At 62.0% G+C, this 13,019-nt stretch carries 11 protein-coding genes and 1 tRNA gene; 4 read left to right on the top strand and 8 right to left on the bottom strand.

Annotation, left to right across the window (positions count from 1 at the left end):
• Positions 1 to 2 precede the first annotated feature (2 nt).
• From ACNQ62_RS10590 to ACNQ62_RS10580, 3 genes are all read right to left on the bottom strand, one after another.
• Positions 3 to 500, bottom strand: coding sequence for an RES family NAD+ phosphorylase (locus ACNQ62_RS10590; protein WP_005849296.1), 498 nt, complete (start codon positions 498 to 500; stop codon positions 3 to 5).
• Entirely contained in the window at positions 497 to 1,003 is a 507-nt protein-coding gene (locus ACNQ62_RS10585) for an antitoxin Xre/MbcA/ParS toxin-binding domain-containing protein (RefSeq protein WP_005849294.1), read from the bottom strand. The genes ACNQ62_RS10590 and ACNQ62_RS10585 overlap by 4 nt, the downstream gene beginning before the upstream one ends.
• Before the next feature lie 128 nt (positions 1,004 to 1,131).
• A complete protein-coding gene (locus ACNQ62_RS10580) occupies positions 1,132 to 2,172 on the bottom strand; it encodes an NADP-dependent oxidoreductase (RefSeq protein WP_340244114.1) in 1,041 nt (346 codons plus the stop codon).
• Between the two features lie 160 nt (positions 2,173 to 2,332).
• On the opposite strand from ACNQ62_RS10580, the gene ACNQ62_RS10575 reads away from it, so the two are divergent.
• Positions 2,333 to 3,118, top strand: a complete 786-nt coding sequence (locus tag ACNQ62_RS10575) for an inositol monophosphatase family protein (RefSeq protein ID WP_005849287.1) — start codon at positions 2,333 to 2,335, stop codon at positions 3,116 to 3,118.
• A 62-nt stretch (positions 3,119 to 3,180) separates the two neighbouring features.
• Here ACNQ62_RS10575 and ACNQ62_RS10570 read toward each other — a convergent pair whose 3' ends face one another.
• From ACNQ62_RS10570 to putA, 3 genes are all read right to left on the bottom strand, one after another.
• Positions 3,181 to 3,552 carry a GFA family protein gene (locus ACNQ62_RS10570; RefSeq protein ID WP_005849286.1) on the bottom strand — a complete coding sequence of 124 codons (372 nt, stop codon included), beginning with the start codon at positions 3,550 to 3,552 and terminating at the stop codon, positions 3,181 to 3,183.
• On the bottom strand, positions 3,549 to 4,292 hold the full coding sequence (locus ACNQ62_RS10565) for a rhomboid family intramembrane serine protease (RefSeq protein ID WP_289081221.1): 744 nt from the start codon (positions 4,290 to 4,292) through the stop codon (positions 3,549 to 3,551). The genes ACNQ62_RS10570 and ACNQ62_RS10565 overlap by 4 nt, the downstream gene beginning before the upstream one ends.
• Positions 4,293 to 4,361: 69 nt before the next feature.
• A complete protein-coding gene (putA, locus tag ACNQ62_RS10560; RefSeq protein WP_353627972.1) occupies positions 4,362 to 7,781 on the bottom strand; it encodes a bifunctional proline dehydrogenase/L-glutamate gamma-semialdehyde dehydrogenase PutA in 3,420 nt (1,139 codons plus the stop codon).
• 128 nt (positions 7,782 to 7,909) lie between these two features.
• On the opposite strand from putA, the gene ACNQ62_RS10555 reads away from it, so the two are divergent.
• The 3 genes from ACNQ62_RS10555 (at position 7,910) to ACNQ62_RS10545 (ending at position 9,902) form a co-directional block, all read left to right on the top strand.
• Positions 7,910 to 8,365: an Lrp/AsnC family transcriptional regulator gene (locus tag ACNQ62_RS10555; protein WP_005849280.1), complete on the top strand. Its 456-nt coding sequence runs from the start codon at positions 7,910 to 7,912 to the stop codon at positions 8,363 to 8,365.
• 97 nt (positions 8,366 to 8,462) lie between these two features.
• Positions 8,463 to 8,549: transfer RNA gene (locus ACNQ62_RS10550), tRNA-Leu, on the top strand.
• 117 nt (positions 8,550 to 8,666) lie between these two features.
• A complete protein-coding gene (locus ACNQ62_RS10545; RefSeq protein WP_180827942.1) occupies positions 8,667 to 9,902 on the top strand; it encodes a GAF domain-containing sensor histidine kinase in 1,236 nt (411 codons plus the stop codon).
• Between the two features lie 100 nt (positions 9,903 to 10,002).
• On the opposite strand, the gene metG is transcribed toward ACNQ62_RS10545, so the two are convergent.
• On the bottom strand, positions 10,003 to 11,715 hold the full coding sequence (metG, locus tag ACNQ62_RS10540; RefSeq protein ID WP_180827941.1) for a methionine--tRNA ligase: 1,713 nt from the start codon (positions 11,713 to 11,715) through the stop codon (positions 10,003 to 10,005).
• A gap of 55 nt (positions 11,716 to 11,770) precedes the next feature.
• Entirely contained in the window at positions 11,771 to 13,000 is a 1,230-nt protein-coding gene (locus ACNQ62_RS10535) for an MFS transporter (RefSeq protein WP_005849273.1), read from the bottom strand.
• Between the last annotated feature and the right edge of the window lie 19 nt (positions 13,001 to 13,019).

The following is a 13,019-nucleotide window of genomic DNA, read 5'->3' as shown; positions in this document are numbered from 1 at the left end:
CCTTAGCGGTGCAGCCGCGGGTCGAGCGCGAAGTCTTCCTGTACCACATCGTCGTAGTGATCGGCTGCCTTTTGGGCGTCAAAGATCAGGTTCCAGCTGTGCCGCGATACCGTTGACGGGATCAGCACAAACAGGTGATCGCGCAGCAGCGCGTCGCCAAACCCCTTTTGCCCCGCACCATGGGCACCGGGCACCAGCCAGTTCGGGTTGGGGACATCCGCGGCTTGCACCATATGCACCGTCGTCGGGTCGATCACACGGCCCGATGTCAGCACGTGATGCGCGGTGTCCAGCGCCTTGAACCCCTTGTGCACCGCAACCTCGAGGATCGCGGTGGCAGGGTCGAGCGCGGTATAGACCGCCCGCACACCGCTGCTGTTCCAGCGTCCACCGACGCGGTAAGCCCCTTCGCCGCTGTGCCATGTGGGCGCATGCTGCCTTTGATCCAGCCGCCAAAAACGCAGCTCGCCCGTCCCAAGCGGCGGGGGCAAAGGGGTCAAGCGTAGACCCCGTACTCCATCCGGGTGAGCGCGTTTTCAACGGCTTCCGCCCCCGCTGCCGACGACAGCAGGTCAATCGGGCGGCGGTTATCAAGGCCGATGGCAGGGGCCAGCATCCATGCCTCTGCCGCGTCCTGATCGCCCAAGACGTCCGTCGCCTGCGCCAGCAGCTCGGCAAAGCGCCACGCGCGGCTGCTTTGTTCGGGGGACAGACGGTCCTTGCCCTTGTCGGCTTTCTTGCGCTGAAGCGTGCGCAGGCTCATCCCGATCGCCTTGTTCAGCGCATCGCCCGAGGACAACACCGACACGGTATCGACCAGATGCAGCAGCGCTTTGGAGGAGATGCCTTTGACGATCACATCATGCGCATCAAGCGAGTTGCGCACCGTCTGGTTGATCACCTTGCGCCCGCCCAGCAGATGAAAGGCACGCACGGCGTCATCTGCATCCACGTCGATCAGGGGGATTGCACTGCTGTCGGATTGAAAGGCCGTCGCACCCATGGCTGAACTCCTTTTCGTCATGTGTCGTAAAATATATGACACGTGTCGCGGTGTTTTTCAAGGGGGCGGGGGGGGCTCGCATTCATGCGATGAAGGGCAGGGGCGCGGACGCCCCCGCCGGTAGGGTGTTAGCCAACCTTGACGATGGCCTTGCCTTGGTTGCCACCGGTCAGCAGGTCCATGAACGCTTGTGGCGCGTTTTCCAGACCCTCGGTAATGTCCTCTTTCACCGCAATGGTGCCGTCGGCGACCTTGGGGGCGACTTCCTTGAGGAACTTGGGGAAGTTGTTCCAGTGGTTCGAGATGATGAAGCCGTTCACGCTAAGGAAGTTCACAAGGATCGTGCGCCACAATTTCGGCGCAGTCAGCGCCTCTTCGGCGGCACCAGCGCCCAGACCACCGGCGTTATACCACGCGATCATACCGCAGATCGGGATACGCCCATGCGGGTTCATCATCGGGATAACGGCCTCAAGCACTTTGCCACCGACGTTTTCAAAATAAATGTCGATCCCCTTGGGGCAGGCGTCTTTCAACGCGGCGCGCAGGGATTTCGCGTCGTCATAAGCGCGGTGGTCGATGCATTCGTCAAAGCCAAAGTGGTCCTTGGCCATGGCGCATTTGTCCGTGCCGCCCGCAATGCCCACGACGCGCAACCCGTGCGACTTGGCGATCTGGCCGACCATCGACCCGACCGGACCCGTTGCCGCTGCGACGACGAGTGTTTCACCCTCCTTCGGGCGACCATATTCCATCAAACCTTGCCAGCCGGTAAATCCGGGCATGCCCAGAACACCAAGCGACGTGGTGATCGACACCTGATCCGGATCGACCTTGCGCAGTTGGTTCGCTGGCAGCACGCCATGTGTGGCCCAGCCCAACATCCCGAAGGCATGATCGCCGGGTTTGAAGTCGGGGCTGTTGGAGGCGATGACCTCCCCGACCGAACCGCCCTCCATCGTGCCGCCGACAGGCACCGGGGCCGCATAGGATTTCGCGTCGTCCATGCGGCCACGCATATAGGGGTCAAGCGACATGTATTTCACGCGGACCAGCACTTCGCCGTCGCCAGGGGTGGGCACGGGCCCTTCTTCAAGGCGGAAGTTATCGGCGGTCGGGGCCCCGTCAGGGCGCGACGCAAGCACAATTCGTTTCATCTGGTCGGACATTTTGCTTTCCTCCTTAGCAATGTTTCTGGCACGTTATATGGAAATCGAAGGCAAGCAAGGCAACCGCGCGCGCCACGTTGCGTCAGATGCCGCTGCCCCCTTGGCAAATGCGGCATGGGGGCTTATACGCACGGCCTGATCCATCAAAGGACACGGAAATATGGTTGGCAGTGCAAATCTAAACATCATGATCAAGGCGGCCCGCCGGGCGGGGCGCGGGTTGGTCAAGGATTTCCGTGAGGTCGAGAACCTTCAGGTGTCCATGAAGGGGGCCGGCGACTTTGTCAGCCGCGCCGATATTCAGGCGGAAAAGACGCTCAAGGCCGAGCTGATGGGCGCACGCCCGACCTATGGCTGGCTGGCCGAAGAGGGTGGCGAGGAAGAGGGCCAAGACCCCACACGCCGCTGGATCGTCGATCCGCTGGACGGGACAACGAACTTTTTGCACGGTCTGCCCCATTGGGCGGTTTCCATCGCGCTGGAGCATAAAGGCCAGATCGTTGCGGGAGTCGTCTTTGACCCCGCCAAGGACGAGATGTTCTTTGCCGAAAAAGGCACCGGTGCCTGGATGAACGAAGGCCGTTTGCGTGTCTCGGGCCGTTCGCGGATGATTGAATCGGTTTTTGCCACCGGTCTGCCCTTTGGCGGTCGCGGAGATTTGCCGGACACCCTGCGTGATCTGGGCCGCATCCTGCCGGTCTGCGCCGGTGTGCGCCGCTGGGGCTCTGCCGCGCTGGATCTGGCCTATGTGGCCGCCGGTCGCTATGATGGCTACTGGGAGCGCCGGTTGAACAAATGGGATCTGGCGGCGGGCATGTTGATCGTGCGCGAAGCAGGCGGCATGGTCGAGCCACTGAACCCCGAAGGCAACATCCTGGACGATGGTGAGATCGTCTGCGCCAATGAGGCGTTGTTCAGCGGATTTTCAAAAATCGCACGCGGGTGATCCTGTGGCCGAGGGCGGGATGCCTTCGGCGAGGATTTAAACCATTTGGAAGCGCCCGTCGGCTATTTGTCTGACGGGTGGTTGATACCGTCGGTGTAGGGGATCGGTTCCTGCGTCCAGGGCGCGGCCCCGTCGATACACCCCAGATTGACGCCGCATTGCGCGGGGTCTGAACGACGCTGGTGGTACATGTAGATGCCACAGATCTTGCAGAAATAATGTTTGGCCGTATGGGTGCCCCAGGTGTAGAGCGTCAGATGCTCGGCCCCTTTGGTCACCTTGAGCGTGCTGGTGAGCGCCGTCACCGCCGGTGCCGCGCGGCGGCGGCAAAAGGAACAGGTGCAGCGTGTGGCAGAGGAGAGCCCTTCCGGCAGGGTGGCGGTCAAGGTGACGCTGCCGCAGTGACAGGTCGCGCTATGGGTGCTGGCGGTCATTTTCGTTTCACTTTCGGGATCCGGCTGGCGGAGGTGGGGTAGGTCGCTTGCGGGTGCGGCGGGTGGCCGTCCGTGGCCGACCAGAAGCGCGGCCCGCCCAAGCGCAACCACAGTGGAATGGTCAGCACCATCCCCACGATAAACCCGCCCGCGTGCGCCCAATAGGCGACACCGCCCACGGTCGGGTCCGCCCCGACGCCACCGATAAACTGCATCCCCAGCCACAAGCCCAGCATGATCCATGCGGGGATCGGGAAGATGCGGAAGAACACGATAAAGATGATCAGGATGTCGACCTTGGCTTTGGGATAAAGCAACAGATAGCCGCCCATCACCCCCGCAATCGCGCCCGATGCCCCGACTGTCGGGACCGGCGAATAGGGGGCAGAGATCACATGGGCGAGCGCCGAGAGCAGCCCGCAGGCGAGATAGAACAGCAGATAGCAGCCGTGGCCCATCTCGTCCTCTATATTGTCGCCAAAGATGTAGAGAAACAGCATGTTACCCGCGAGATGCATCCAGCCGCCATGCAGGAACATCGAGGTGAGGATGCCGGTATAGCCATCCCCCGTGGTGACGCGGCCGGGGATGAGCGCCCAGTCGAAGAAGAAGATATTGAGCGCGCGGTCGTCGCTGAAAAGCCCGACATAGCTGAGGAAAACGCCGATGTTCACCGCCATCAGCAGATAGGTGACATAGGGCGTGCGGCCGGACGGGTTGTGATCGCGAATGGGGAACATGGGCTGACCCTTAGCCATTGCGCGGGTGTGGTCAAGGGCGGGCGTCGGAACGCCCGCCCATGTGGCAGATCAGCCGGCAGCCCCCAACAGCTGCGCGTTCCCGCCAGAGGCGGTGGTGTCGACGCAGACATGGCGTTCGGCGCGGACGCGGGCGGTATCTGGAAGCCCGCGCAGCAGCGGGATGATCGGCCCGTCGCGTTCAGACAGGGCTTGTTCCAGTTTGCGCGCGGTCGCCTCGTCACCCCACCAGAGCACACCACCATAGGCTGGCCCATCGGTCAGCGCGGTCGCGTCGATGCTGCCCGACAGCTCCACCGCATTCCCGCCAAGGGCCGTGACCGCGCGGGCTTGCTCGGCTGCGGTGTCCTTGCCCGGCCCCATGCACAAGAGCGCCGGACGCGGCAGGGTGCTGAGCCGGTTGGATTCGCCCGTAGGCCCCGGCAGCGTGATGGTTTCAAGGAAGGCCCCACTGTGGCCGGGCAGCTTGGGCAGGTCTTTCTGCGTGCTGTCCCATGTGTCCTCCACCACCTTGAGGTCAGGCGCGCTGAAACGGGGGAGGTAGTTCGGACCGCCCGCTTTCGGACCTGTACCTGACAGGCCTTCGCCGCCGAAGGGCTGGCTGCCGACGATCGCGCCGATCTGGTTGCGGTTGACGTATATATTGCCCGCCTCGATCCGTTCAGAGACATGCTGCACCCGGTCATCGATGCGGGTGTGCAGCCCGAAGGTCAGCCCGTAGCCCGTGGCATTGATCGCGTCGATGACCTTGTCGAGCTCGGTCGCCTTGAACGTGGCGATGTGTAGGACGGGGCCGAAAATCTCGCGCTCCAGATCCGCGATCCCGTTCACGCGGATCATTGTCGGCGCGATGAAAGTGCCGACGGTGGGGGCGGTCAGCTCGGCGATGATCCGGCCCTCGGCGCGGGCGGTCTCGATATGCTCGGCGATGCCTTTTTGCGCGGTCTCGTCGATCACGGGGCCCACGTCGGTCGAGATGTCCCAAGGGTTGCCCATGACCAGCGCGTCCATCGCGCCTTCCAGCATCTCGATCACATCTTCGGCGATGTCTTCCTGGATATAGAGGCAGCGCAGGGCAGAGCAGCGTTGCCCGGCAGATTGGAACGCGCTTTCGACAACCGATTGCACGGCCTGTTCGGGCAGGGCGGTGCTGTCGACGATCATGGCGTTCAGCCCCCCCGTTTCCGCGATCAGGATCGCACCGGGGTCACAATGTTCAGCCATCGCGGACCGGATGCGCAGCGCTGTGGCGGTAGATCCGGTGAAGGCCACACCGTTGATCCGTTTGTCCGAGGTCAGCGCCGCGCCGACCTCGCCACCGCCGGGCAGCAGTTGCAAGGCGTGACGGGGCACGCCGGCATCATGCAGCAAGGTCACGGCAAGGAAAGCGATCAGCGGGGTCTGTTCCGCCGGCTTGGCCAGCACCGCATTGCCCGCAGCCAGTGCCGCGCTAACCTGCCCGCAGAAAATCGCCAGCGGGAAGTTCCACGGCGAGATGCAGGTGAAAATGCCGGCGGGGGGCGTGTTGGTCGCCTGCTGTGCGTAGTAGCGCAGGAAATCCACCGCCTCGCGCAGTTCTGCGACGCAGTCGGGCAGGCCTTTGCCGGCCTCGCGCGACAGCAGGGCGAAAATCTCGCCGTAGTGCGATTCCAGCATATCGGCTGCGCGCAACAGGACCTCGCGGCGTTCCTCTAGCGGGGCGTCCCAGACGGCGGCATTGTCCAACGCTTTGGCGACGTCAGCCTCGGACGCGTTGCGCACGGTGCCGGGGCTGCGGCCAGAGGCAGCAGGGTTCATCAGGCGTGCCGATTTCTTGGGCTTTGCCTCGCCGTTCAACAGGGGCACGGCGGCCCAACGGTGGGCTTTCCACGGCGCGCGGGCGGATTCGATCACGTCCAGCGTCGGCGTATGCATCAGATCGAATCCCATCGAGTTCACGCGCGCAGGGGCATAAAGCTCGGGCCCGGTGGGGATGTGCAAACCGCTTTCCGCGAGGCTGTCGAAGGGGTCGGCAGCGACGACCTCGGGGGCGACGTCTTCGTCGACGATCTGGTTCACAAAGCTTGAGTTTGCGCCGTTTTCCAACAGGCGTCGCACAAGATAGGCCAGCAGATCGGCATGTGCGCCCACGGGGGCGTAGACGCGACAATGGGTGCCATGCTTGTCCATCACGATGTTATGAAGAGTTTCGCCCATGCCGTGCAGACGTTGGAATTCGAACTTCTCTTTATCCTCGGCCATATGCAGTACGGCGGCGACCGTATGCGCGTTATGTGTGGCGAACTGCGGATAGATCCGGTCGGTCATGTTCAGCAGTTTGCGCGCGTTGGCGATATAGGACACATCGGTCGCGGCTTTTTGGGTGAAGACGGGGAAACCTTCGACACCTTTGACCTGTGCGCGTTTGATCTCGGTGTCCCAGTAGGCGCCTTTCACCAAGCGGACCATTATCTTGCGATCATGACGGATCGCCATGTCATACAGCGCATCGATCACCACACCAGCGCGGGGGCCATAGGCCTGCACCACGATGCCGAAACCATCCCAACCGGACAGCGCAGGTTCGGAGAGCACTTTTTCGATCACATCCAACGACAGGCCCAGACGGTCGGCTTCCTCGGCGTCGACGTTCAGCCCCATGCCGGCGGATTTCGCCAGCAAGGCAAGCGCCCGCAGACGCGGCACCAGATCACGCATGACGGATGCTTCTTGCGCGACCTCATAACGCGGATGCAGGGCCGACAGCTTGACCGAGATGCCGGGGTTCTTGCGGCTGTCCTTGTGCACGCAGGCCGTCGCGATGGCAGAGATCGCGCGGCTGTAGCTCAGGTGATAGCGTTTGGCGTCGCTTTCGGTGCGCGCGGCTTCGCCCAGCATGTCATAGCTATAGGTATAGCCCTTCTTCTCCATGCCCTTGGCGCGTTCCATCGCGGCGTTGATGTTCTCGCCCAGAACAAACTGGCGGCCCATTTCCTTCATCGCGCGGCTGACGGCGGTGCGGATCACCGGTTCGCCCAGACGTTTGATGGCTGCGCGCAGGTGGCGCACGGGGCCGGGTTGGTCATCGTCCAACACGCGACCGGTCAGCATCAGAGCCCATGTCGACGCGTTCACCAACGGCGAGGTGGAGTGCCCCATATGGCGGCCCCAGTCAGAGGGCGCGATCTTGTCCTCGATCAGCGCGTCGATGGTCTCGGCGTCGGGCACACGCAGCAGCGCTTCGGCAAGGCACATCAGCGCGACACCTTCGTCGGTGGACAGACCGTATTCGGCCAGAAACACTTCCATGATACCGGGGGAGGTATGGCCGCGGATATCGCGCACGATCTGTGCCGCGTCTTGCGTGATCTTGACCCGTTCCTCTGGCGACAGATGCGCATTGCGCACCAGTTCACGCAAGACGTTGTCTTGGTCGGTGTAGGTGCCTGCGTCAATCTGGTGGCGCAAAATAGGGGAAGAATCGCGTGCCATGAGGTACTCCAACTGATAATTGCGCTAGAATAGCTCGGGAATAGTAGTATTAGTTCCTGATTCCGGCCAGTTTGGTGGGTAAACCGCTTTATTATTGGGCCTCTTGCGTGACAAACGACGACTTTAAAATGGACCGCTTCGATGCGGCGATTCTGACGGTACTGGCCGAAGACGGGCGCATCAGCATCACTGACCTCGCCAAACGGATCGGGCTGTCCAAATCCCCCACCCAAGCGCGGCTAAGACGGCTTGAGGATAGCGGCGTCATTCTGGGCTATCGCGCCCTGTTGGACCCGATCCGTCTGGGGCTGGATCACGTGGCTTTCGTAGAGGTCCGTTTGGAAGACACCCGCGAGGTCGCTCTGCGCGCCTTTAACGAGGCCGTGTCCCGTGTGCCAGAAATTGAACAGGCCCATATGATCGCAGGGAACTTTGATTACCTGCTTAAGGTGCGCACCCGTGACATGGCCGCCTACCGTCGTTTTCTGGGCGAAACGGTGACCACGCTGCCTTATGTCGCCAACACCTCTACCTATGTGGCGATGGAAGCGGTCAAGGAAATCATGCTCGCGGACATGGCGTAAGCCGCGAAGGCGCGCGGGGCCAATCGTGATTTTGATGCCGGCTGCCCTGCATCTGACCATTTACACCGCCCGCAACCTAGCTATTGTGCGCGGCACTGCGGGCGTGATGGAATGGTAGACATACCAGACTTAAAATCTGTTGGGCCTTGTGCCCGTGTGGGTTCGAGTCCCACCGCCCGCACCACTCATCCCTCCACTTAAATTCAGTCTCCGAAAAGCGTGACAGGGCGATAATCACGGCATTGTCGTTGCTCTTGGCTGTGCATATGGTAGCGGATGCGAAACAAATGGGGGATATCGGGTGGACGACGAAACAAATATGCGCGCGATCATTCAGGATCATGAGGCCTATCTGGCCGGTGCGCATGATTTCCAGTCAGATATCGAAATGCTCGCGGCAAGCGAAACTGTGGGGACGTTGCTGGAAACGGTAATGCTGGCCACGGATATGCGCTTTGCTGCTGTGGCGCGGGTGACGACCGATCGCTGGGTCGCCTGTCGCACGGTGGACGAGGTGAACTTTGGCTTGTCTGAAGGTGACGAGATCGGGATCGACCAGACTTTCTGCCAATCGGTGCGCGAGACCTCCGAGAAGGTGATGTTCAACGATGTCGCCACGGATGATGTCTATCGGAACCATCCGATTGCCGCTCAATTCGGCATCGTCAGCTATGCCTCCATCCCGATCTTCCGCAGCAACGGGTCGTTCTTTGGCACCCTCTGCGCGATTGATACCGAACCGCGCGACGTCAAACACCCCCGCGTTGTGGCCATGCTCGAGATGTTTGCCGATATCATCGGGCGCAGTCTGGAAACCGAAGAGCGGCTTGAGGCGCAGGAGCGACTGGTAGAGCACGAACGCCAGATGGCCGCGGTGCAAGAGGAGTTCGTTGCCGTCTTGGGTCACGACCTGCGCAATTCGGTCGCCGCGCTGAACGCAGGTGTGCGCCAGCTCGACAAGGAGCCGCTGTCAGATAAGGCGCGGAAAATTCTGCCGCTGATGGGGACCTCTATCCACCGGATGAGCGAGCTTATCGACAATATCATGCTGCACGCTAAATCGCGGTTGGGCGGCGGTATCCGCATCTCGGCCACGCCGGACGCGGGGCTGGAGGATGCGTTGAACCACGTGGTCGAAGAGGTGCGCGCCGCAGCACCCGATCACAAGATCACCGTCGATCTGGACTTTGACCGCCCCGTCAGCTGCGATGCCGCGCGCGTGGCACAAGCGGTGTCGAATCTGTTATCGAACGCGGTGCGCTATGCCGATGACGGCAGCGAGGTCGCAGTACGCGGGCGCGTCAGCGGGGCGGAGGCCGTGATCTCAGTCGCCAACCGCGGCACGCCAATTCCCGAGAGCCTGAAGCAGAAACTGTTCCAACCCTACCAACGTGGCGACCAGACCAAGGGCGAGGGGCTGGGGCTTGGCCTGCATATCGCATCTTCCATCGCGGTGGCGCATAGCGGTCAGATCGATGTGACCTGCGATGACGGTCTTACCACATTTGCGTTCCGTTTGCCGTTGCTGGCGGCCTGAACGCCGTTCAGGGTTATCTAGTGGGGCTAAATCAAAGGCCAGCGCGGTGCGCTGGCCTTTGATCGTTTTCGGTGTGGTCAGACGGCGGAGCCTTGGCAGATCAGCTGCGCCCGCCTGCGAATTTTTCGGCCCATTCGTCGCGCTGGTCATCGGTGATTTTCGCGAACAGCACCTCTGGCACCTCGAAGGTGTGACCGGGGGCCAGTTGGGCCAAGGCGGCAGGCACATCATCCGGCCATGCGGCGTTTTCAACCTTCATACTGTCAAGCATGCTGGCGGCGGCCGTCGGGATGAATGGCGCAGACAAGACCGCGTAAAGCGGGATCAGGTTCAGCGCCAAACGCACCTGCGCCGCGGCTTTGTCGGGGTCTGTCTTGAAGGTCGTCCAAGGGGCCTGTGCTTGCAGGTATTCGTTCCCCGCAGCCCAGATCGCCCGCAGCTCGGCGGCGGATTTGCGGACTTCCATCGCCTCCATCGCGGTTTGATAGCGGGCTACGCGTTCAGTCAGATCCGCGATCAGCGCGTGTTCTTCAGGCCCGTATTCGCCCGCCGCTGGCACGTCTTCGCTGAATTTCGAGCGGCAGAATTTTGTGATGCGGCTGATAAAGTTGCCCAAGACATCTGCCAGATCCTTGTTCACGGAGGACTGGAAATTTTCCCACGTGAACTCCGCATCCGAGGTTTCGGGCGCATGGGACAGTAGCCACCAGCGCCAGTAGTCCGCCGGCAGGATTTCCAGCGCCTGATCCATGAACACCCCACGCCCGCGCGAGGTCGAGAACTGGCCGCCGTCATAGTTCAGATAGTTGAACGATTTGATGTAATCGACCAACTTCCACGGCTCTTGCGAACCCATGATCGTTGCAGGGAAGCTGAGCGTGTGGAAGGGGACGTTGTCCTTGCCCATGAACTGGGTATAGCGCACGTCGTCGGCGCCTTTGTCGGTGCGCCACCAGCTTTCCCAATCCGACCCTTTGCCCGCATCGACCCATTCCTGCGCGCAGGCGATGTATTCGATGGGGGCATCGAACCAGACATAAAAGACCTTGCCCTCCATCCCCGGCCAATCGGCGTCGCCGCGTTTGACAGGCACACCCCAGTCCAGATCGCGCGTGATACCACGGTCCTGCAGCCCGTCACCGTCATGCAGCCATTTCTTCGCGATAGAGGTGGTCAGCACGGGCCAGTCGGCCTTGCTGTTGATCCATTCGTCCAGCTTGTCCTTCATCTGCGATTGACGCAGGAACAGATGCTTGGTGGCGCGCATCTCGAGGTCGGTGGCACCGGAAACAGTTGATCGCGGGTTGATCAGGTCTTCGGGGTCTAGCTGTTTGGTGCAGTTGTCACATTGGTCGCCGCGGGCATCCTCGAACCCGCAGTTGGGGCAGGTGCCTTCGACATAGCGGTCGGGCAGGAACCGCCCGTCGGTCTCGGAATAGATCTGGCGCTGTTCGACTTCCTCGATCAGGCCCTGATCATAAAGTGCTGCGGCAAAATGTTGGGTCAGCGCCTTGTTCTGCGCACTTGAGGACCGGCCAAAGTGATCGAAGGACAGGCCGAAGCCTTCTGCGATGCGGGCCTGAACCTCGTGCATCTCGGCGCAGTATTCCGCCACCGGTTTACCTGCTTTGGCAGCAGCCAGTTCAGCGGGCGTACCATGTTCATCCGTCGCGCAGAGAAACAACACCTCCTGGCCGCGCCCGCGCTGATAGCGGGCGTATAGATCGGCGGGCAGCTGGCTGCCAACAAGGTTGCCCAGATGTTTGATCCCGTTGATGTACGGAATGGCGGAGGTGATAAGGTGGCGCGTCATGACTTGGACCCCGAAACTGCTTTTGCACGTCTCTAGCGCAGCGGCGGGGCAAGGGCTAGGGGGCGTCGCGTTCGCGGCTGCGGCGCATCAGGCGACCGATGGTAAAGGATGTGCGCGGCGCATAGACATAGGGGGTGCGTTTTGTAGCCGTAGGGCGGGCGCGCATCCGCGTTAGTCCAAAAAGCACCAGCACCCCGTGCCCGACCGAGATCATGGTAAACAGCGCCGCGGGGCCAAAGCCTTCGATCAGCACCGAGGCGATGTAGGGGGCAAAGATCGCCCCGACCGCGAACCAGAACATCAGCGCCGCCGAAAGCTCTACCCGTTCCGAGCTGCTGGCAAAGTCATGGGCGTGGGACGCCGCGACGGAATAGATCGGAAAGGTCGTGAGGCCAAAGAAGGTCGCGGCAAGAAAGATCGCCTGCGTACCCATGCCCGCCGACATCACGGTGACCGCACAGCTAAGCATTGATGCAGCCGACAGCCAGATCAGCACCCAGCGGCGGTCGAATTTATCGGCCAGCCAGCCGACGGGGAACTGCGCCAGCGCGCCCCCCAGTACGAAAGCCGACAGGAACCATGCGATCTGACCGGCGGTCAGCCCGACCTCTTGCCCATAGATCGGCCCGACCATCCGGAAGGACGCGCTGGACAGTGCCGCGACAACCACGGCGGCGACGGCCAGCGGGGATCTATCAATCGCGAGCTTGGGGCGCAGCCGCCCTTTTTCGGGGGTTTCGGGTTGGGGCAGGCGGGTCAGCACCAGCGGGATCAGCGCGGCACAGCACAGGATCGCCAACAGGTTGTAGGACACGTAGGACGCAGGCGCGAGCACGCCAATGATCATCTGCGCTGCCAATGACCCGCTGGTATCCACCACACGGTAGGCCCCCATGGTGCGGCCCCGCGTCTCGTTCGTGACCTTGGCCTGCAACCATGCTTCGACCACAGTATAGCATCCGGCGACGCAGAACCCGGACGCGACCCGCATGAGCGCCCAGGCATAGGGGTCCAGCACCATCATATGCGACAGCAGCCCAATCGCGCCCGCAGCGGTAAAGGCGGCGAAGGCGCGGCTGTGCCCGACAGTGCCCAAAAGGCGCGGCGCGCCCCAGCAGCCCAGAAAAAAGCCGACGAAATGCGCCGAGCCCAAAAGACCGATCTGCTGGTTGGTGAACCCCAGTTGCGTGCCCGACAGCACGTCCAACGGCCCCACACCGCCTGACGACAGTTGCAGCAGAATGACGGAAAGAAACAGGGCGGCGAAGGAAATGAGAAGGCGCATATCGTGGTACTCTGTGCCC

Source organism: Sulfitobacter sp. SBS6 (assembly GCF_048285585.1).
Taxonomy (GTDB): Bacteria; Pseudomonadota; Alphaproteobacteria; order Rhodobacterales; family Rhodobacteraceae; genus Sulfitobacter; species Sulfitobacter pontiacus.
Note: the sequence above shows the minus strand (reverse complement) of the source record. Positions and strands in the feature narration are given on the sequence as shown.

What these genes read in the sequence shown, in the direction of transcription:
- ACNQ62_RS10585 (WP_005849294.1), bottom strand. Translation starts at nt 1,003, where the DNA reads ATGGGTGCGACGGCCTTTCAATCCGACAGCAGTGCAATCCCCCTGATC.
- ACNQ62_RS10580 (WP_340244114.1), bottom strand. Translation starts at nt 2,172, where the DNA reads ATGTCCGACCAGATGAAACGAATTGTGCTTGCGTCGCGCCCTGACGGG.
- ACNQ62_RS10575 (WP_005849287.1), top strand. Translation starts at nt 2,333, where the DNA reads ATGGTTGGCAGTGCAAATCTAAACATCATGATCAAGGCGGCCCGCCGG.
- ACNQ62_RS10570 (WP_005849286.1), bottom strand. Translation starts at nt 3,552, where the DNA reads ATGACCGCCAGCACCCATAGCGCGACCTGTCACTGCGGCAGCGTCACC.
- ACNQ62_RS10565 (WP_289081221.1), bottom strand. Translation starts at nt 4,292, where the DNA reads ATGTTCCCCATTCGCGATCACAACCCGTCCGGCCGCACGCCCTATGTC.
- putA (WP_353627972.1), bottom strand. Translation starts at nt 7,781, where the DNA reads ATGGCACGCGATTCTTCCCCTATTTTGCGCCACCAGATTGACGCAGGC.
- ACNQ62_RS10555 (WP_005849280.1), top strand. Translation starts at nt 7,910, where the DNA reads ATGGACCGCTTCGATGCGGCGATTCTGACGGTACTGGCCGAAGACGGG.
- metG (WP_180827941.1), bottom strand. Translation starts at nt 11,715, where the DNA reads ATGACGCGCCACCTTATCACCTCCGCCATTCCGTACATCAACGGGATC.
- ACNQ62_RS10535 (WP_005849273.1), bottom strand. Translation starts at nt 13,000, where the DNA reads ATGCGCCTTCTCATTTCCTTCGCCGCCCTGTTTCTTTCCGTCATTCTG.